Genomic DNA, 19,369 nt, shown 5'->3' with positions numbered 1-19,369 from the left:
ATGTCCATATGCAAAGAAATGTAAGAATACAGATAAGAATCGAACCGTTCGGATCAATCAGGAACTAACTTCCATGCATCAGGAAGTAATTGAAAACCTAGAAAGTATCCATGGTGCGTTATTACGAATGAACCGTTCGATACAAGCAGAAGGCACTTACGGAATTATGAAAAACGACCGTTGGTACAAGAGAATTGTCCGTAGAGGTATTCATTCAGTCAAACTGGAAGTTTTACTCGTGGCGATAGGCCATAATTTATATAAATATCAGAAAAAAAAGATGAGAAACAGAACTGCCGCATAGATTCAAAAAAAGAATTTCTATGGGGTAGGGGAACTGCGCTTTTTTTGCGTATGATTTTAGTCATTTATACACAATAAATGCAAAAAGGGAGATGCGAAAAAACTCAAACGAGTTTTTTCACATCCCCTTTTTTATATTAATATTTTATCAGTTATACTTTCTCAATAAGTGATGAAATACTATTATTCCTATAAATAATTGGCTAATCAAGTATATTGATAAATAGGTCACGATATATTCTGTATCCATGATGTTTAAAACTCCAAGTAAAGAATATGCCATGATAGATAGAGCAGTGATAGACATACCAATAAAATAAGCATATCTTCCAGATTTATCCCTAAGCTTTTGTTTTAATTCATCTTGCTGTTCTATTCTTTCAATTTCTAATTTTTCCTCATATTTTTCATTATGCCTTTTCCAATAAAAATACTGAGCTATACTGACAATGCCGCCGACTCCTAACGCACCTGTGAGTCCGTAAAATACTCCTGACATTTTATTAGCATCAAAAATAATAGCTATATATAACGATATTCCGGATAATATAATACAAGTCAGCCCATAAATTATATTACTCCTTTTCATGGTTTTCCTCCTTTTCATATATAAATATTTCTTCTATTGTCTTGTTGAAATATAAAGCTATTTCAAAAGCTAAATCCAAAGACGGATTATACTTGCCGTTTTCTATTGCACTGACAGTCTGCCTTGATACTTTTAATTCTTTTGCAAATTCTTCTTGGGTTAAACCTTTGAGCTTTCTTAATTTATCTAAGTTAGTCTTCAAATACACCACCTCTTAATGTAAAGCTTACTTTACATTAAGTATAAATAATTTTTTAATTTATGTCAAGCTACCTTTACATAAATTATATTTCAACATTGTAAGAATATTGAAAGCGGTTTGGCAAGCACAATGACAAGATTGTTATTGTATTTTGAAGATATATACATTAGAATTAAAGTATCTTATATGGTTTTAATTTCTAAATTTCTAAGTTTCAAAAAATAATCCAACAGTAAATTTTTTTGGTATAATAAGGAGGAGATATGCAAGGTAAAGACATAACAGAGAAGATGCTTGAAAAGTACAATGATGTATTTGCTGATATCTTAAATGTACTTTTGTTTGCCGGTGGAGATGTGGTTGATGAATCTGCACTTATAGATGCATTGCCGATGAGTATGTTAAAGATTGACGGCAGAGTCAGAACACAGGAAAGAGATATAGCAAAGTATTGGCGTAAAAATAAAATTAATGTCGCATTATTTGGACTTGAAAATCAGACAGTACCAAATAAACTTATGCCTCTTAGAGTATTTGGTTATGACGGTGCAGAGTATGTAAAGCAAAGTAGAAAAGAAAATAGTGACAGGGCAAAGTATCCTGTGATTACATTGGTATTGTACTTGGGATATGAGAAGAGATGGAATTATCCGAAAAGACTTTTTGAAGTTCTTGATATAGATGAAGATGTTCGTCCTTATGTAAATGATTTTAAGATAAACTTATTTGAAATAGCCTATCTTGAAAGAGAAAAGATAGACTTATTTAAAAGTGATTTTAGGATATTGGCTGATTACCTGTATCAAATGAGGGAAAATAGAGATTATATAGCTGATGATACAAATATTGCTCATGTGGAAGAACTTTTAACATTAATGTCTGCAATGACCGGAGATAACAGATTTGAAGAAACCATAAACGATTTTAAGGGAAAGGAGAAAGTTAATATGTGTGAAGTGCTGGATAGAGTAGAGGCCAGAGGGATAGAAAAAGGAAGGCTGGAAGGAAGACAGGAAGGTACCATAAATACGCTTATATCCTTGGTAAAGGATGGAATACTTAGTCTTGATGAAGCGGCAACCAGAGCAGATATGAGTGCCAAAGATTTTAAAAAATATATAAAATAAAATAGAAACTTAATGGAGGCAGCATAGGCTGCCTTTTTTATAGGTCTAAGGACAAATATATTCGTATAAAATTAGAGTTCTTTCTTATTCTAAAAGGTGTTATACTAAAAATGTTGTGAAATTATTATTGTGTATACTAATTATATAACTATAAATTAAAGAAGGAGATCTTATGCAAAAAACTTATACAAATTCATATTTGTTCAAGAGATTTTTACCATACTACGGAAAGTATTATCCTACGCTGATACTTGATCTTATATGTGCAGGTTTTTCAACCATGTGTGATTTGGTGTTGCCGATAATACTCAGGTATCTGACAAATACTGCCAGACAGGATTTAAGCCTACTGACAGTAAAACTTATACTGACACTGGGAGTAATATTTGTTTTGCTCAGAGTAGTGGATACCATAGCAAACTACTATATGCAAAATATAGGTCATGTGATGGGGGCACAGATAGAAACGGATATGAGATATGATATTTTCTCTCATATACAGCAACTCCCCTATTCCTACTATAATACAAATAAATCAGGTCAGATATTATCAAGAATTACTACCGACCTGTTTGATGTTACAGAGTTTGCACATCATTGTCCTGAAGAGTTTTTTATAGCAGTTGTAAAACTTGTAGTTTCATTTGTAATACTGATAAATATAAATATAACTCTTACACTTACCATATTTGTTATGATACCGATAATGGTCTTCTTTATGTCTTCCGCCAATAACCATATGAGAAAGGCACAAAAGGAACAAAGAAATCATGTAGGCGAGATCAATTCAGGTATTGAAAACAATATTCTGGGTGCAAAGGTTGTAAAATCATTTGCAAATGAAGAGCTGGAAGTAAAGAAGTTCCATAAAGAAAATTTGAGATTTTTGGATATTAAAAAAGAGTTCTACAAGCATATGTCAAATTTTCAGGTGGTATATAGGATATTTGACGGCATTATGTATCTGACAGTTATAGTACTTGGAAGCTATTATATGAAGGTCGGGAAAATAAATGCGGGAGATATGTTTCTTTACACACTGTATATAAATATGCTTTTAAATACAGTAAAGAAAATAGTTGACTATATGGAGCAGTTCCAAAGGGGAATGACAGGCATTGAAAGATTTATTGAGATAATGGATGTAAAGAACGATATAGTCGATAAGGAAAATGCGAAAGTATTAACAGATGTATCCGGAGATATAGAATTTGAGAATGTAAGCTTCGCATATCCTGACAGTGATGCAAAGGTACTTGATGATATCAGCTTTTCAATAAATAAAGGTGAAAATATTGCAATTGTAGGTTCTTCAGGTGTAGGTAAAACAACCATATCTAATCTTATACCGAGATTTTATGAGGTCAGTGAAGGTGCAATACTTATAGACGGCACAGATATAAGAGATATTAAGCAAAAGTCGTTGAGAGATAATATAGGAATAGTACAACAGGAAGTGTATCTGTTCTCAGGAACTATATATGAAAATATAGTTTACGGAAAAAAAGATGCAAGTTTTGAGGATGTAAAAAAAGCTGCCGAGATGGCGGGTGCCTATGACTTTATTATGGAACTTCCGGATAAGTTTGATACATATATAGGAGAGCGTGGTACAAAGCTTTCAGGTGGACAAAAGCAGAGAATAAGTATAGCAAGAGTATTCCTAAAAAATCCGCCGATACTTATACTTGATGAGGCGACTTCAGCACTTGATAATAATTCTGAAGCCATAGTGCAGCAGTCACTTGAAATACTAAGTAAGGGCAGAACTACAATCACAATAGCACATAGACTTTCAACTATAAGAAATGCAAGCAAAATCTTAGTGCTTACAGAAAACGGTATAGAAGAGTCAGGTACACATGAAGATCTGATGAATAAAGAGGGAATATATTTTAATCTGTATAATAAGAATATTGATGAATTAAAGGAATAAATATTATGGAAAGTATTTTTGATTTGATAGATGAAAAAGAACTGGTAGACATATTTTCAAAAACAGTGGATATACCGAGTACAAACCCAAAAGGAAATGAAAAGCCTATGTGTGAGTATGTGGAAAGTCTGCTAAAGCAAAACGGTATTGAGTATTTTAGCGTACCGGTGGAAGAGGGAAGATATGATATCATAGCAAAGCTTAACGGAAAAACAAATAAGGATGCTATTGTTTTCACAGGTCATATGGATGTGGTTCCGGTATCTGATGATGAGATAAAAAGATGGAATACACCGCCGTTTAAATCCACTATAAAGGACGGAAAATTATATGGCAGAGGAAGTGCCGATATGAAAAGCGGACTGATAAGTGCTATATATTCTATGATACTTTTGAAGAGAAATAATATTATTCCTGAAAGAGATATAATAATTGCGGCTACCATAGATGAAGAAAACTTTATGAAGGGATCAAAGGCATTATATCAAAATAAGGTATTTGATAATGCAAAATATCTTATTGTATGTGAGCCTACCGATATGAAGATATGTAATCGTCAAAAGGGTAGAACATGGGCTGATGTCTGTGTACATGGTATGACTGCTCACGGTTCACAAAAGGGTGTGGGTGAAAATGCCATATATCTTGCTATAAAGCTTATAGAAAAGATAAAGAACACTGAATTTAAAGAGTATCCTGATACTTTCTGGAGAACATTGGCTATAAATGCAGGCGTGGAGCCACAGGTAGTGCCTGACAGATGTGTGTTTACAGTGGATGCCAGACTACAGGTAGGACATAAGCCTGAGCATATATGGGAAGAGTTGGATGAACTTATAGATGAAATAAAAGCTGAAAATCCTCATTTTGATGCCACATACGAGATAGCTGATATGAGAACATCATGGGATACATCAAGGGAAGACAAAATTATAAAGACTATAGAAGACACACTAAAAAAACTCGGTATTGATCCTGAGTTTGACACTTTTACAGGCTCTACAGATGCAAGTATGCTTATAAAAAATGAACTTATACCTGTAATTATAGGACCGGGAGATTTATCGGTGGTACATAGGGAAAATGAATATGTAAAACTTTCACAGCTCTTTGATTCATGTAAGTTATATATGAATATAATGAAGAGTATGTAATGAGTTCATTTCCCCTATTATTGTAAGAACGCTGAAAAAATGTTATTATAAGCATTATTATTCAAGGTTTAACGATAGGAAGAAAAGATGATTGTTGATCAAAGTAAAATTAGAAATTTTTGTATTATTGCACATATAGATCATGGCAAGTCTACACTTGCAGACAGAATTATAGAAAAGACAGGACTCTTGACCAGCAGGGAGATGCAGTCTCAGGTTCTTGACAATATGGACCTCGAGAGAGAAAGAGGAATTACTATAAAGAGTCAGGCGGTAAGAACTGTTTACAAGGCAAATGACGGGAATGAATATATATTTAATCTTATAGACACACCGGGACATGTAGATTTTAACTATGAGGTTTCAAGATCTTTGGCTGCCTGTGACGGTGCCATACTTGTAGTAGATGCGGCTCAGGGTATAGAGGCACAGACACTTGCCAATGTTTATATGGCACTTGATCATGACCTGGAAGTATTTCCTGTTATAAATAAGGTGGACTTGCCAAGTGCCGATCCTGACTTGGTTGCAAGTGAAATAGAGGATGTTATAGGAATAGAGGCACATGATGCACCTAGAATTTCAGCCAAGGTAGGACTGAATATAGAAGATGTTTTGGAAGCAATAGTTGCAAAGATTCCGGCACCTGATGGGGATCCTAATGCACCTTTGCAGGCACTGATATTTGACTCAATATATGATTCATATAAGGGAGTAATAGTATTTGTCAGAATCAAAGAGGGCAGTGTAAAAAAAGGTGATCCTATAAGAATGATGGCAACAGGTGCCGTGGAAGAGGTCGTTGAGGTAGGGTATTTCGGTGCAGGCCAGTTTATTCCATGTGACGAGCTTTCTGCAGGTATGGTAGGATATATTACAGCAAGTATAAAGAATGTAAAGGATACCAGAGTCGGTGATACTATTACATTAAACAATAATCCTTGTGAAAAGGCATTGCCCGGATATAAGAAGGTAACCTCCATGGTTTATTGCGGACTTTATCCGGCAGACGGAGCAAAGTACAATGACCTTAGAGAGGCACTTGAAAAGTTGCAGTTAAACGATGCTTCGCTTTTCTTTGAGCCGGAGACTTCACTTGCACTTGGATTTGGATTTAGATGTGGTTTCCTTGGATTATTACATTTGGAAGTAATACAGGAAAGACTTGAGAGAGAATATAATCTCGACCTTGTTACTACAGCACCCGGTGTTGTATATAAGGTGTTTAAAACTAACGGTGAGGTTATAGAACTTACCAACCCTTCAAATCTGCCTGATCCTTCAGAGATAGAGCATATGGAGGAGCCGATAGTTTCAGCCGAGATAATGCTTACAAAGGAATTTGTGGGTTCTATTATGAATCTATGTCAGGAGAGAAGAGGTATTTATCTTGGTATGGAATATATTGAGGAAAACCGTGCGATTTTGAAATATGATTTACCTTTGAATGAAATAATCTATGATTTCTTCGATGCATTAAAGTCAAGATCAAGAGGTTATGCTTCACTTGATTATGACTTAAAGGGATATGTACCTTCAAAGCTTGTGAAGCTGGATATTTTGATAAACAAGGAAGAAGTGGATGCCCTGTCATTTATAGTGCATGCGGATTCTGCTTATGAAAGAGGCAGAAAGATGTGCGAGAAGCTTAAAGAAGAGATACCGAGACATCTTTTTGAGATTCCTATACAGGCGGCAGTCGGTTCAAAGGTAATAGCAAGAGAGACTGTTAAAGCCATGAGAAAAGATGTTTTGGCAAAGTGCTACGGAGGAGATATCTCAAGAAAGAGAAAGCTTTTGGAGAAGCAAAAAGAGGGAAAGAAGAGAATGAGACAGATCGGAAATGTTGAAATCCCTCAAAAGGCGTTTATGAGTGTACTTAAATTGGATGAGGATTGATAAAGTATGTCAATGAAAAAGTTGGAATTATATGTGCATATACCATTTTGTGAAGAAAAATGCAGGTATTGTGATTTCTTATCCTTCAGAGCTGATGAAGGAGAAAAGAAAGCCTATGTTAATCAGCTTATAGAGGAGATAAAAGCGCAGGGACAAAATTACAGTGAATATCTTGTGAGTTCAATTTTTATCGGTGGTGGTACACCGACTACGCTTAGCGGAATATGGATACTGGATATAATGAATGCTATCCGTGAGAATTTTATAGTTGAAACCGATGCGGAAGTTTCTATAGAGTGTAATCCGGGTACATTATCAAAGAGCAAGATAATCCATATAAAAAAGGCCGGAATTAACAGGATAAGTTTCGGTTTGCAAAGCAGTATTGAAGAGGAGCTTAAAGAGCTTGGAAGAATACATACTTATAAAGATTTCTTACAAAGCTATCAGCTTGCAAGAGAGTATGGGTTTACAAATATAAATGTAGACCTTATGAGCGGTTTGCCGAATCAAACAATTGACAGCTATAAGACTACATTAAAAAGAGTATGTGCTCTAAAACCTGAGCATATAAGTGCATATTCACTTATAATCGAGCCTGACACTCCATTCTTTGACAAGTACGGAAGTGAAGAGGGCAGTATGCTCCTACCGGATGAGAATATAGATAGAGAGATGTATGCTCTTACAAAAAATATTTTAAGAGAGCATGGATATGAGAGATATGAAATAAGCAATTATGCAAAGCCCGGAAGAGAGTGCAGACATAATATAGGCTATTGGACAGGAGTTTCTTATCTTGGTCTTGGAGTAGGCGCTTCAGGTTATGTGATGAACAGACGTTTCCATGTGGAATCAGATTACAGAAAATATATGAGTGTAAAGATGCAGCAGGATATTACACCACTTTACTGTGATTTGGAAGAACTTGACATCAAGGCAAATATGGAGGAATTTATGTTCCTCGGTCTACGACTTACAAGAGGTGTATCCAGACACGAGTTCAACGAGAGATTCGGTGTGGATATGTTTGAGGTATTCGACAGACAGATAAAGAGAAATATGATGTTAAAGCTTATGGAATATAATTCACCATACTTAAGGCTAACCGAAAAGGGGCTTGATCTCAGCAATATGGTTATGTCCGACTTTTTACTGGATTAAAAGACTAAGGGGAAGTATGTTATATTTTGTAAATGATTATAGCGAAGGTGCAGCACCTGAGATTTTAGACAAATTAAGGGAAAGCAATTTAACCAAACAAGCAGGATATGGAAGTGATGAGTTTTGTATTTTTGCAAAAGAAAAAATAAAAGAAGCTATAAAGACTGATGCCGAAATTTTCTTTGTAAGCGGTGGTACACAGGCAAACAAAATAGTTATCGGAAGCGTTTTAAAAAACTATGAGGGTGTAATTGCGGCAGATACCGGACATATATCGGTACATGAAGCGGGAGCTATAGAAAACACCGGACATAAGGTCTTTGGATTGAAGTCTGAGAACGGCAAGCTGGCGGCAGATACTGTAAAAAGATTCTGCAGAGACTTTTACGCAGATGTAAATCATGAGCATATGGTATATCCCGGAATGGTATATATATCCCAGCCTACAGAGTATGGAACTTTGTATTCAAAGAATGAAATAGAAGAGATAAGATCGGTTTGTAATGAATATAATATTCCTCTTTTTATAGACGGAGCAAGACTTGCATATGCACTTGGAAGCAATGAATGCGATACCGGTTTGGAAGATATTGCAAAGTCATGTGATGTATTTTATATAGGCGGTACGAAATGCGGTGCATTGATAGGTGAAGCGATAGTATTTACAAATAAAGTGCTCAGTAAACATTTCTTTACCAATATGAAGCTCTTTGGAGCTGTATTGGCAAAGGGAAGACTTCTTGGAATACAGTTTGATACATTGTTCAGTAATGATTTGTACAAAAGACTTGGAAAAAACGGTGTAGATGCGGCTATGAATATAAAGAAGGCTTTGATTGAGAAGGGATATGAACTTTATATAGACTCACCTACCAATCAACAGTTTATTGTAGTGGATGATGTTACAAGAGACAGATTATCAAATGATATAGGTTTCGGATTCATGGAGACTCTTCAAAACGGAAAGCATGTTATAAGATTTTGCACAAGCTGGGCAACAGAGAATGAGGATGTGGAGAGACTGATAGCTGTATTGTAAGTTAAATAGGCTTTATTTTACAATCCAGCAGATTATAAGGAGGCGTATGAAGGAAGAAAAGAAAATATTTGTCACGAAGGCTACATTGCCTCCTAAAGAGGAATTCCTTAAGTATGTAGATAAGATATGGGAGAGTGCCTGGCTTACCAATATGGGCGATGTACACAATGAGCTTGAGAATACTTTAAGTAAATTCATGGATGATATGGATATAGTCCTTACAGTAAACGGGCATCTGGCATTGGAACTTGCATTACAGTCTCTAAAGATAGAAGGAGAAGTTATTACAACTCCATTTACCTTTGCCTCTACAACTCATGCCATAGTAAGAAACGGGCTAAAGCCTGTTTTTTGTGATATCAAGGAAGATGATTTTACAATAGATCCTGAAAAAATAGAAAAGCTTATAACAAAAGATACCAAAGCTATAATGCCTGTGCATGTATATGGCAATGTATGTGATGTGGAAGCCATTGAAAGCATTGCAAAAAAGCATGGACTATACGTAGTATATGATGCGGCACATACCTTCGGTGAGAGATATAAAGGAAAAAGCGTGGCAGATTTTGGAGATATGAGTATATTCAGCTTCCATGCAACAAAGGTATTTAACACCATAGAGGGAGGAGCTATAGCTCTTAGAGATAAGAATAGAAGAAGGTCTTTGGATTTCTTAAAGAACTTCGGTATTGCAGATAAAGAAAATGTGCCATATGTGGGCAGTAATGCAAAGATGAATGAGTTTGCGGCCGCTATGGGACTTTGCAATATGGAGCATCTCTCTGAGTATATAGAAAAAAGAAAGAGAATCTGTGAGATCTATACAGATAGGCTCTCAGATATAAAGTCTCTTAGACTCAATAAATATAATGATGACACTACATACAATTATGCATACTTTCCGATAGTGGTGGAAAAGGGCGGCAGAGATGAATTATATGACAGTCTGGCAAAGGAAAATATTTTTGCAAGAAAGTATTTTTATCCATGTACAAATGCCTATGAATGTTATAGTGAAAGCTTTGATCCAAACGAAACACCTATTGCACTTGATATTTCAAAAAAGGTTTTGACTTTACCTATATATCCTGACTTGGAAGAGGCTCAGGTTGAGAGAATATGTGATGTGATCCGGAGAGAACTATGAAAGCAAAGAACTTAAAAGTTTTAGAAGAAAACGGCTTTCAAGTTCCTAAATTTAAAATAGTATATCCGGGAGAGGAAATCGACTTTTCATATTTTGATTCGGAACTTTTTGCCATTCGCTCAAATGATGCACATGAGGATGGTGAAAAGTTTTCCTATGCCGGGCAGTTTTTGACTGTTTTAAATGTTCCAAAATCAGAAGTGGATAAGGCTGTAAAATCAGTGGTAGACAGTTATAAAAACAGATACTACGAAGAAAAACTTGGTATAAAGTCTGAAGATAAACTATCCGGTGTTATAATTCAGGAAATGGTGGATTCAGAATACTCGGGAGTTTTATTTACTTCAAATCCCAAGGGCATCTTAAATGAGATGGTGATTGTAGTAGGAAAAGGTCTTGGAAGTAGTATAGTGGAGGATAAAGCCGAAACAATTACCTATCATCACTACAGAGACTCAGCTACATATAAAGAGGGAAATGCCTTGAACTTTCCTGAGAACCTTGTAAAAGAACTTGAAAAAACCGGAGCAAGAATTGAAAAGCTTTTTGGAAAGCCGATGGATATAGAGTTTGCCGTCAAAGACAGGAAAATTTATATTTTACAGGCAAGAGAGATTACGAGTCTTGATTTTACAAAAAATATTCGTATCTTAGATAACAGCAATATTGCGGAAAGTTACCCCGGAGTGAGTTCTAAGCTGACAAGAAGCTTTGCGTGTGAGGTATATACAAGGATTTTTACAAGACTTATAGGAAGAGTGCTTGGAAAATCAGCAAACAGGTATGAAGACTTGTTTACGCATATGGTCAGTGACTTTGGGGGAAGGATGTACTATGAGATCAGCAGTTGGTACGATATTTTAAGATTATTACCATTCTCTTCAAAGATTATTCCTATTTGGCAAAAGATGCTGGGTGTGGAGGATGAAAAAATTCACTTTTCTAAAAAACGCCCAAGCTTATTTGTAAAAACAAAACTTCTCTTTTCAACTATTTATCTGTTTTTGATTTCGCAAAAAAAGATGGCGGATCTGTCTGTATTTTTCCAAAAAGAATTCCAATATTACAATTCAAAAGTTGAAAATGAAGAAGATCCAAAGAAACTGTACAGTCTTTTTTTGGAAATGGAAGATGTATTTTTTAAAGAATGGGACTGGACCTTGATAAATGATATGGTTTCATTTTTGTCCACACATTTTGTAGGTAGCAAGGTGAAAAATACATTGGCACTTGAAAGTAAAAAGCCGGTAGAAGCATTAAATGAATTGGTGTATACATATTCAAAATTCGGTGTAGATTCAGATGAATACAAAGAAAAGAAAACAGATTATATCAAATACTATGGTGACAGAACTATAGGGGAGTTAAAACTTGAAACAAGGACATTTGCCACAAATCCGGAACTTCTGGACAAAGTGGTAGAAGAAAGAGCTGCACTACCTATACAGGATACAAAAGAAAGTCCTGTAAATATAAAGAAATCTTTGGCAAGAAGTTCAACCAATTACCGCGAGATATCAAGAATGAACAGAAGCAGATTGTTTGGGCTCATGAGAAAACTTATAGATAAAATAGGTTCAAAGACTGTAGGCGAAGATATTTATCATTTATCTCTTCCACAAATAAGAGATATGATATTTTCAGGAGTAGACTTTACAGAGGATATAAAAGAGGAAAAAAGGCTGATGCTTGTATATAATGAGCTTCCGACTGTTAAAAAAGTTGTGCTTTTGGGTAATCCGGTTATTGATTTTTCACTTATGGACAGAAGTATTTATGATGAAGAATCCGGTAGGGATTTTCTTACAGGAAGAGGAGTTTCAAGCGGAAAACTTAGAGGTGAAGTTATAAAGATCACTGATATGAGGACTGTATCAATAAAGGATGTGAAGGATAAGATAATAGTCGCATATTCCACAGATCCCGGATGGTTTCTTCTTCTTGATGTAGCAAAGGGTATTCTTGCAGAGAGAGGTTCCTTGCTTTCACATACTGCAATAGTTGCAAGAGAGTTAAAAAAACCTGCAGTGGTTGGAATTTCGGATTTGATGAATCATATAAAAAACGGTGATATAGTGGAACTGGATGGTGATAAGGGTTATTGTAAGGTAATAAGGGAGAGTAAAATTGAGTGAGATAAATGTAAGCATAGTGAAAAAGAATAAGGATAAAGAATTATTCCTTAGATTTCCTGCGAAAATCTATGATGATAAACATATAATGCAGGATAAGGTTTTTGAAAGAGAGATTTTAGAAAACACCAATATATTATGTAAGGGTGTAAAGATAATACCGCTTATAGCAAAGAATAAAAAGGAAGAAGTAGTAGGTCGCTGCGTACTTTCATTTTATGAGGACGATACGGCCTATATAGGTTTTTTTGAATGTATCAATGATAATGAGGCGGCAAAAGAATTACTTGCAGCAGGTGAAAATCTGGCCAGGGAAGAGGGAAAGAAAAAACTTTTGGGGCCTATAGATCTTTCCTTTTGGGCAAGGTATCGCTTTTGCACCTCTGAAGATCTGCCATATATAGGAGAACCTGCAAATAAGGCATATTATCAGGGACTTTGGGAGGAAAGCGGTTTTAAAATATCTGAAGAATACTTTTCCAATTTCTTTGATGTTGCTGATGAAAGCTTTGACAGCGAAAAGGCAAGAAAGAGGCTTCAGAGTGCAAAAGATGAGGGATATGTATTTACACATCCGAATGTAGATGATTTTGAAAAATACTTAAGGGATATATATCCTGTTCTAATAGAAGGTTATAAAGACTTTTGTGGATTTAAGATGATATCTGAAGAGGATTTTGTAAAGCTCTATTCACCACTAAAAATGGTAATAGATCCGGAGATGGTTTTTCTTGCGTACAAGGATGGAGATTTAAAGGGATTTTTAATATGTCTGCCTGATTACGGAAATTTACTTTGTAAATCAAGAACACCGGCACTCTTACTCAGTGTGATGAATGTAAAGTCTCATGCAAAAAGATATGTACTTTTGTATATGGGAGTAAAAAGAGACTGCCTTGGACTTGGCTCGGCACTTTCACAGCAAGTGGTGGACAGGTTGAAAGAAAAAAAGGCGAGCGGAATATCTGCACTTATTCACAGCGGCAAAGCGAGCGGAGGATATTTTAAGGATAAGATAAAAGAGCAAAGAAAGTATGTTATGCTTGAAAAAATGCTTTAGAATTTGAGGATATGGATGAAGAATAAAACATTTTTAAAAAGTATATACTGTGCCATAGAAGGGCTTATATTTGCTCTAAAGACAGAAAAAAATTATAAATATTATATTGTGATAAATATTATATTTTTTCTTTTGGATTTATTTGTTTTTAAAATAGATAAGTCCGGTTGGTTGGCATTTGTTGTTACATCTGCGGCTGTTTACGGTATGGAATGTATAAATACTTCCATAGAACATATTTCAGACTTTATTTCAGAGGATGTACATCCTGAGATAAAGGTTATTAAAGATATGGGTGCTGCCGGAGTACTTTGCTTTGGTATCGCATTCTTTGCCGTACAAATTATAGAGCTTCTAAATTACATAGGAGTGGCATTATGATAATATCACTATATACAAGTATGCTTCCGGTAATTATCGGCGGAGTTTTCAATATGCTCTTTGTAAAGATAAAGGCATTATCATTTTTAAAGGTTCCGGTAGACGGAGGCAAAAGTTTAAACGGTAAAAGAATTTTTGGTGACAGTAAGAGCTTGCTTGGATTTATAGGAATGATGCTTGGCACTGCCATTGCAGCCATACTTTGGGGAGTGTTTTTAAAGTATATGGAACTTGAGCATTACAATCTGATCTATAAAAATTATCCCAATACAGTTTGTTTTAATCTTTTATCCGGAGCATTATTTGGATTTGCATATATGATTTTTGAGTTACCAAACAGCTTTTTAAAAAGAAGATTTGATATTGATGCAGGTTCAAGAGGAAGGTTTCCGGTAAATGTATTTACATTTGTATATGATCAGATAGATTCCATGATTGGAGTGATGCTTGTGCTTGCAATACTTGCAAGGCTAAGCTTCATGCAATATATTTTGGCTGTTATGCTTGGAGGCATTACCCATGTACTTGTAAATATGATTTTGATTTTATTTAAAGTAAGAAAGTATTTGTAATATGAAAAAGATATTTTTGGGAGTATATCATCCAAGTGTTATACTGACCTATATAGGAGTATTGATATCAATATTCGGAATTTTCTTTGCAGACAGTTTATATCTTGCCACCATCTTGCTTATGCTTGCAGGGCTTTGTGATGCGTTTGACGGAATATTTGCAAGAATGTATAAAAGAACTGAGCTTGAAGAAAACTTCGGAGTACAGATAGATTCATTTGCAGATCTGATCTCATTTGGATTATTTCCTGCAAAGATATATATAAGTTATTTTGGTAAAAATATCTATATGTCATTTGTGATTGTAAGTCTTTATATTCTGGCTGTGATTATCAGACTGGCATATTTTAACTGCAAGGGAAGTGAGGATAAACTGTATTTTACAGGACTTGCGGTAACCTACTCTGCATTTTTTGTATCGCTGTATGTGGTTATCTCAAAGTATGTGGAAAGCTTTTTTGTTCTTCCTATAGAGTGTTTATATGTGTTTTTGATCTTGGCATTTTTGTGGAATAAGAAAATAAGAAAGCCGAATCTTTATATCAGAATAGCTTTTTTACTTCTTGCCATTGTGTTTATAGCTTTATTGCTGATATAGGTGATACTTTGGAAATAATTGATAGAAGAAGCGGTAAAATAATAAGAGAAGAGGAAGACTCGGCAAAAGTTATAGAATTTTTGTATCACAGTTTTATCGGCAGGATATTTTTAAAACTTTTCTTTGCAAGGCCATATTTTTCAAAATTGCTGTCAATATATTATAAAAGTTCAATGTCTAAAAATAAGATAAAAAGCTTTATAAAAAAATACAACTTGGATAGAGGGCTGTTACAGAGAAATTTCAAGAGCTTTGCTGATTTTTTTTCAAGAAAAGAAAAGATAAATGTGGACAATGAAGGCTTTCTTGCAACTGCAAGTGGGAAACTTAGAGTATTTAAAATAGGTGAAGACGGTAAACTCTATCTTGGAAAGAAAAAACTTAGTATAATGATAAAGGGCAATGTTTATAATACAGATAAATTGTTGAAAGCACCATTGCCTGACTGGGCAAAAGGTGGATATCTTTTATTATACAGACTGAGTCTTTGTGATTATCACAGGTATATTTATCCGCTAACAGGAAGATGTGAGAAAGGAAAAGAAATTTCCGGAAGACTTGAAAGTGTAAGAAGAGATGCGGCTTATTGGAGAGCATTTGCAGAGAATAAAAGGATAATGGAATATTGGAAGACTAAGAGCGGAGATATGCTTCATATTGAGATAGGAGCAATGCTTGTCGGACATATTCATAACCATAACAAACGCTACTTTCACAGAGGAGAGGAAAAGGGATTTTTCTCGTATGGCGGTTCAAGTATAGTTGAGATAGTCGGCAAGGAAATAGAGATAGATGAAGATATCTTAGAAAACAGTAAAAGAAATTTTGAAACTAAAATCCGAATCGGGGAGAGGATAGGATATGGAAAGATTAAAGAGACTTAGGATTTATTTTAATGAAATGTTTCCGCTGATTCCAAGATTATGCCTTGGATACATTGTATTTTTGGAAATATACTTTATTGTACTTCTAAATCATGGAGTAACGGGAAAGCAACTGCTTTTATTTGATAAGGTTGAAGGTCAGTCCGATTTGATATCTTATTTAATACAGCATGATGTAAGAGGTGTAATAATCGGAGGATTCACAATATTCAGCTTTTTACTTTGGCTTCGTATTGCAGATGACTTTAAAGATTATGAGTTGGATTGCAGACTTTTTGCAAGCAGACCGCTTCCATCAGGTAGAGTACATAAGGATGATTTGAGGATTTTTGCAACAATACTTATCGGAATTACTATTTTCATAAATGTATTGTTTATGAGAAATTTCATATTCTGTCTGATACTCTACACTTATGGAAGTTTGATGGCGGTATGGTTTTTCCAAAGACATAAGATAGCAAAATCATTGCCACTTGCCTTGGTTACACACAATCCTGTACAGATCATATTGAATATCTATGTTATCTCATATGCGATAATGAAGTATAAACTTCCGATATTTGATATTACAAATTTGATGGCTGTAATGACACTTTACTTCCCGGCACTTATTTGGGAGATCTCAAGAAAGATTCGTGCACCTAAAGAGGAAACCGAATATGTCACATATTCAAAGCTTTTCGGATATAAGAAATGCGTTAATTTTGTATTTATTTTGACATGGCTTGATATACTTACAAATATAGTACTTGTATGGAATCTAAATAAGATATCTGTAGTGGCATTGCTTGCAAATACCGTATGGTGTTCAATGAAATTTATTGAATATAAGAAGGATCCAGGCAAATACAGAATTGTAAGCAAGGTGGAAAGATACACATATATACAGGAATGTATGATGATTGCAACTATTGTAATTTATTTGATAATTGGGAAGATATAGAAAAGGAGTAGTATATGAAATATGATTTTTTGGTAGTTGGAGCGGGGCTTTTCGGAGCAATATTTGCATATGAGGCAAAGAAGCGTGGTAAGAGTGTTTTGGTTATTGATAAGAGAAATCATATAGCCGGAAATATATATACTGAGAATGTGGACGGGATAAATGTACATAAATACGGTGCTCATATTTTCCATACTTCAAATAAAAAGGTTTGGGAGTATATAAATAACTTTGCAGAGTTCAATAATTATATCAATGCACCTGTTGCTATATATAAGGATGAACTTTACAATCTTCCTTTCAATATGAATACTTTCAGCAAGCTTTGGAATATAAAAACACCTGATGAGGCAAAAGCAATTATAGAAAAGCAAAGAAAGGAGTCAGGTATCACAGATCCTAAGAATTTGGAAGAACAGGCTATATCTTTGGTGGGCAAGGATGTATATGAAAAGCTTATAAAGGGATATACGGAAAAGCAGTGGGGCAGAGATGCCAAGGAACTTCCGGCATTTATTATAAAGAGACTTCCACTGAGATTTACATTTGACAATAATTATTTCAATGACAGATACCAGGGTATTCCTATAGGAGGATATACCGGAATAGTTGAAAAGCTTCTTGAGGGTATAGAAGTAAGAACAAATACCGAGTACAGAGATTTCATAAAGGAGAATCCTGATATAGCTGATAAAACTGTATATACCGGAATGATTGATGAGTTCTTTGATTATAAACTTGGAGTGCTTGAGTACAGAAGAGTATACTTTGAGGATGAAAGACTTGCTACTGATAACTATCAGGGAAATGCAGTGGTAAACTACACTGAAAGAGATGTGGAGTTCACCAGAATTATAGAGCATAAGCATTTTGAATACGGCAATCAGGACTTCACTATTATTTCAAAAGAATATCCTACAGAGTGGCAAAAGGGTGAGGAACCGTATTATCCTATCAATAATGAAAAGAACAATGCTCTATATGAAAGCTATGTCAAGCTTTCAAAAACCAGACCTGAGATAATCTTCGGTGGCAGACTGGGAGCATATAAGTACTATGATATGGACAAGGTAGTTGAAGCGGCACTTGATTGTGTGGAGAAGAATTTATAATATATGAAGTATGATCAAAAACAACACCCTTTGTTGTTGGGTATACTGTATGCAACAGCAATATATGGTTCAATAGTTTTAGCTATATTGTGTATTATAGGAGTTGCTGCTGCAATGGTATTAATTATTCCTATGTGTATCCTGTTTGTATTTGTTTTGATATCACAAATGAGAAATATTTCATCTGCTAAAAAGGAGGAAGATGTAGACTACTGTCTGAAAACATATTTTGTATATAAATATATAACTATGCCTATTGAATTAACCTTTGCAGGAATAATAGGTACTATTATTTTTGCAATATTCGGAATAATAATTCATTGGCCGGAAGATAGGCTTGTAGCTACCTTACTTGTGTTTATTATAACTCTTATAATTTCTTCTATTATTACTTTTATTGTTACGATAGTTCCATATTCGTTGATAGTATTTGCCGTAATAGGGTTGCCGTGTTTTATATCAATTGAGTATGTCTTAGGTATTACACAAAAAAAATACGGTATATCTTCTGCGGAAAGAACGATACATTTTTTATTGCAGATGATACCGGTGTTGGATATTATAGACGGATTGTATATAAGCATAAAGTATTGGAATAGAGGAAGGGGATTGGCTATTGTGACTGCTATTTTTACATTTAGCATAACAGCATTGGTATTGTCGTTTTATTTGGTAAATAGATTTTAGGTATAATCTTGTGTAAATAAGTACGGAGAAAATAATTTGAAGAAATTTCAGCCTGTTTTAGATATATTCTATATAATTTTAATATATGCATGGCTATGCTTTAATATAATTGATTTCATAAAGGAAAATCCTGATATAGCTGATAAAACTGTATATACCGGAATGATTGATGAGTTCTTTGATTATAAACTTGGCGTGCTGGAGTATAGAAGAGTATACTTTGAGGATGAAAGACTTGATACCGATAACTATCAGGGTAATGCAGTGGTAAATTACACTGAAAGAGATGTTAAGTTCACCAGAATTATAGAGCATAAACATTTTGAGTATGGCAATCAGAACTTTACCATTATTTCAAAAGAATATCCCTCGGAGTGGCAAAAGGGTGAGGAGCCATATTATCCTATCAATAATGAAAAGAACAATGCGCTATATGAAAG

19 protein-coding genes and 1 pseudogene are annotated in these 19,369 nt (G+C 34.7%); 18 read left to right on the top strand and 2 right to left on the bottom strand.

Annotated elements, in window-relative coordinates:
• Positions 1 to 304: transposase (locus HMPREF1140_RS02275; protein WP_198007462.1), on the top strand; the 304-nt coding region annotated here is incomplete at its 5' end.
• Positions 305 to 451: 147 nt separating this feature from the next.
• On the opposite strand, the gene HMPREF1140_RS02270 is transcribed toward HMPREF1140_RS02275, so the two are convergent.
• Both HMPREF1140_RS02270 and HMPREF1140_RS02265 read right to left on the bottom strand, forming a co-directional pair.
• Positions 452 to 892 carry a hypothetical protein gene (locus tag HMPREF1140_RS02270; RefSeq protein ID WP_009662295.1) on the bottom strand — a complete coding sequence of 147 codons (441 nt, stop codon included), beginning with the start codon at positions 890 to 892 and terminating at the stop codon, positions 452 to 454.
• Positions 879 to 1,094, bottom strand: a complete 216-nt coding sequence (locus HMPREF1140_RS02265) for a helix-turn-helix transcriptional regulator (RefSeq protein WP_009662292.1) — start codon at positions 1,092 to 1,094, stop codon at positions 879 to 881. The genes HMPREF1140_RS02270 and HMPREF1140_RS02265 overlap by 14 nt, the downstream gene beginning before the upstream one ends.
• A 263-nt stretch (positions 1,095 to 1,357) precedes the next feature.
• On the opposite strand from HMPREF1140_RS02265, the gene HMPREF1140_RS02260 reads away from it, so the two are divergent.
• From HMPREF1140_RS02260 to HMPREF1140_RS02180, 17 genes and pseudogenes are all read left to right on the top strand, one after another.
• A complete protein-coding gene (locus HMPREF1140_RS02260) occupies positions 1,358 to 2,221 on the top strand; it encodes an Rpn family recombination-promoting nuclease/putative transposase (RefSeq protein WP_009662301.1) in 864 nt (287 codons plus the stop codon).
• Between the two features lie 172 nt (positions 2,222 to 2,393).
• On the top strand, positions 2,394 to 4,157 hold the full coding sequence (locus tag HMPREF1140_RS02255) for an ABC transporter ATP-binding protein (protein ID WP_009662287.1): 1,764 nt from the start codon (positions 2,394 to 2,396) through the stop codon (positions 4,155 to 4,157).
• A gap of 5 nt (positions 4,158 to 4,162) precedes the next feature.
• Positions 4,163 to 5,311 (top strand): M20 family metallopeptidase, encoded by a 1,149-nt coding sequence (locus HMPREF1140_RS02250; protein WP_009662290.1) that lies wholly within the window; start codon positions 4,163 to 4,165, stop codon positions 5,309 to 5,311.
• An 87-nt stretch (positions 5,312 to 5,398) separates the two neighbouring features.
• A complete protein-coding gene (lepA, locus tag HMPREF1140_RS02245; protein ID WP_009662294.1) occupies positions 5,399 to 7,210 on the top strand; it encodes a translation elongation factor 4 in 1,812 nt (603 codons plus the stop codon).
• 6 nt (positions 7,211 to 7,216) lie between these two features.
• The gene (gene hemW, locus HMPREF1140_RS02240; protein WP_009662300.1) at positions 7,217 to 8,374 is read left to right on the top strand and encodes a radical SAM family heme chaperone HemW; all 1,158 of its coding nucleotides are present in this window, start codon (positions 7,217 to 7,219) and stop codon (positions 8,372 to 8,374) included.
• Between the two features lie 16 nt (positions 8,375 to 8,390).
• Positions 8,391 to 9,413 (top strand): threonine aldolase family protein, encoded by a 1,023-nt coding sequence (locus tag HMPREF1140_RS02235; protein WP_009662284.1) that lies wholly within the window; start codon positions 8,391 to 8,393, stop codon positions 9,411 to 9,413.
• A gap of 46 nt (positions 9,414 to 9,459) precedes the next feature.
• The gene (locus tag HMPREF1140_RS02230; protein ID WP_009662293.1) at positions 9,460 to 10,560 is read left to right on the top strand and encodes a DegT/DnrJ/EryC1/StrS family aminotransferase; all 1,101 of its coding nucleotides are present in this window, start codon (positions 9,460 to 9,462) and stop codon (positions 10,558 to 10,560) included.
• A complete protein-coding gene (locus HMPREF1140_RS02225) occupies positions 10,557 to 12,695 on the top strand; it encodes a PEP/pyruvate-binding domain-containing protein (protein WP_009662291.1) in 2,139 nt (712 codons plus the stop codon). Before HMPREF1140_RS02230 ends, HMPREF1140_RS02225 begins: the two co-directional genes overlap by 4 nt.
• On the top strand, positions 12,688 to 13,752 hold the full coding sequence (locus tag HMPREF1140_RS02220; protein WP_009662288.1) for a hypothetical protein: 1,065 nt from the start codon (positions 12,688 to 12,690) through the stop codon (positions 13,750 to 13,752). Before HMPREF1140_RS02225 ends, HMPREF1140_RS02220 begins: the two co-directional genes overlap by 8 nt.
• 15 nt (positions 13,753 to 13,767) lie before the next feature.
• The gene (locus tag HMPREF1140_RS02215; RefSeq protein WP_009662297.1) at positions 13,768 to 14,133 is read left to right on the top strand and encodes a diacylglycerol kinase; all 366 of its coding nucleotides are present in this window, start codon (positions 13,768 to 13,770) and stop codon (positions 14,131 to 14,133) included.
• Complete coding sequence (locus HMPREF1140_RS02210; protein WP_009662285.1) at positions 14,130 to 14,705, top strand: CDP-archaeol synthase; 576 nt, start codon at positions 14,130 to 14,132, stop codon at positions 14,703 to 14,705. The genes HMPREF1140_RS02215 and HMPREF1140_RS02210 overlap by 4 nt, the downstream gene beginning before the upstream one ends.
• A 1-nt stretch (position 14,706) precedes the next feature.
• Positions 14,707 to 15,303: a CDP-alcohol phosphatidyltransferase family protein gene (locus tag HMPREF1140_RS02205; protein WP_009662286.1), complete on the top strand. Its 597-nt coding sequence runs from the start codon at positions 14,707 to 14,709 to the stop codon at positions 15,301 to 15,303.
• An 8-nt stretch (positions 15,304 to 15,311) separates the two neighbouring features.
• Positions 15,312 to 16,187 carry a phosphatidylserine decarboxylase gene (locus HMPREF1140_RS02200; RefSeq protein WP_009662298.1) on the top strand — a complete coding sequence of 292 codons (876 nt, stop codon included), beginning with the start codon at positions 15,312 to 15,314 and terminating at the stop codon, positions 16,185 to 16,187.
• Positions 16,165 to 17,130: a prenyltransferase gene (locus HMPREF1140_RS02195; RefSeq protein WP_009662289.1), complete on the top strand. Its 966-nt coding sequence runs from the start codon at positions 16,165 to 16,167 to the stop codon at positions 17,128 to 17,130. Before HMPREF1140_RS02200 ends, HMPREF1140_RS02195 begins: the two co-directional genes overlap by 23 nt.
• Positions 17,131 to 17,144: 14 nt before the next feature.
• Positions 17,145 to 18,242: a UDP-galactopyranose mutase gene (gene glf / locus HMPREF1140_RS02190; RefSeq protein ID WP_009662296.1), complete on the top strand. Its 1,098-nt coding sequence runs from the start codon at positions 17,145 to 17,147 to the stop codon at positions 18,240 to 18,242.
• A 3-nt stretch (positions 18,243 to 18,245) separates the two neighbouring features.
• The gene (locus HMPREF1140_RS02185) at positions 18,246 to 18,929 is read left to right on the top strand and encodes a hypothetical protein (RefSeq protein ID WP_009662299.1); all 684 of its coding nucleotides are present in this window, start codon (positions 18,246 to 18,248) and stop codon (positions 18,927 to 18,929) included.
• A gap of 111 nt (positions 18,930 to 19,040) precedes the next feature.
• A pseudogene (locus HMPREF1140_RS02180) lies at positions 19,041 to 19,369 on the top strand (UDP-galactopyranose mutase); the annotation flags it as partial.

Origin of the sequence: Lachnoanaerobaculum sp. ICM7 (assembly GCF_000287675.1) — a bacterium.
Taxonomy (GTDB): Bacteria; Bacillota; Clostridia; order Lachnospirales; family Lachnospiraceae; genus Lachnoanaerobaculum.
The sequence above is the reverse complement of the archived record's forward strand: the minus strand, read 5'-3'. Positions and strand labels throughout refer to the sequence as shown.

Bases quoted from the DNA above. Each gene is read 5' to 3' on its own strand.
- HMPREF1140_RS02270 (WP_009662295.1), bottom strand. From the start codon at position 892: ATGAAAAGGAGTAATATAATTTATGGGCTGACTTGTATTATATTATCC.
- HMPREF1140_RS02260 (WP_009662301.1), top strand. From the start codon at position 1,358: ATGCAAGGTAAAGACATAACAGAGAAGATGCTTGAAAAGTACAATGAT.
- HMPREF1140_RS02255 (WP_009662287.1), top strand. From the start codon at position 2,394: ATGCAAAAAACTTATACAAATTCATATTTGTTCAAGAGATTTTTACCA.
- HMPREF1140_RS02250 (WP_009662290.1), top strand. From the start codon at position 4,163: ATGGAAAGTATTTTTGATTTGATAGATGAAAAAGAACTGGTAGACATA.
- lepA (WP_009662294.1), top strand. From the start codon at position 5,399: ATGATTGTTGATCAAAGTAAAATTAGAAATTTTTGTATTATTGCACAT.
- hemW (WP_009662300.1), top strand. From the start codon at position 7,217: ATGTCAATGAAAAAGTTGGAATTATATGTGCATATACCATTTTGTGAA.
- HMPREF1140_RS02235 (WP_009662284.1), top strand. From the start codon at position 8,391: ATGTTATATTTTGTAAATGATTATAGCGAAGGTGCAGCACCTGAGATT.
- HMPREF1140_RS02230 (WP_009662293.1), top strand. From the start codon at position 9,460: ATGAAGGAAGAAAAGAAAATATTTGTCACGAAGGCTACATTGCCTCCT.
- HMPREF1140_RS02225 (WP_009662291.1), top strand. From the start codon at position 10,557: ATGAAAGCAAAGAACTTAAAAGTTTTAGAAGAAAACGGCTTTCAAGTT.
- HMPREF1140_RS02215 (WP_009662297.1), top strand. From the start codon at position 13,768: ATGAAGAATAAAACATTTTTAAAAAGTATATACTGTGCCATAGAAGGG.
- HMPREF1140_RS02210 (WP_009662285.1), top strand. From the start codon at position 14,130: ATGATAATATCACTATATACAAGTATGCTTCCGGTAATTATCGGCGGA.
- HMPREF1140_RS02205 (WP_009662286.1), top strand. From the start codon at position 14,707: ATGAAAAAGATATTTTTGGGAGTATATCATCCAAGTGTTATACTGACC.
- HMPREF1140_RS02195 (WP_009662289.1), top strand. From the start codon at position 16,165: ATGGAAAGATTAAAGAGACTTAGGATTTATTTTAATGAAATGTTTCCG.
- glf (WP_009662296.1), top strand. From the start codon at position 17,145: ATGAAATATGATTTTTTGGTAGTTGGAGCGGGGCTTTTCGGAGCAATA.
- HMPREF1140_RS02185 (WP_009662299.1), top strand. From the start codon at position 18,246: ATGAAGTATGATCAAAAACAACACCCTTTGTTGTTGGGTATACTGTAT.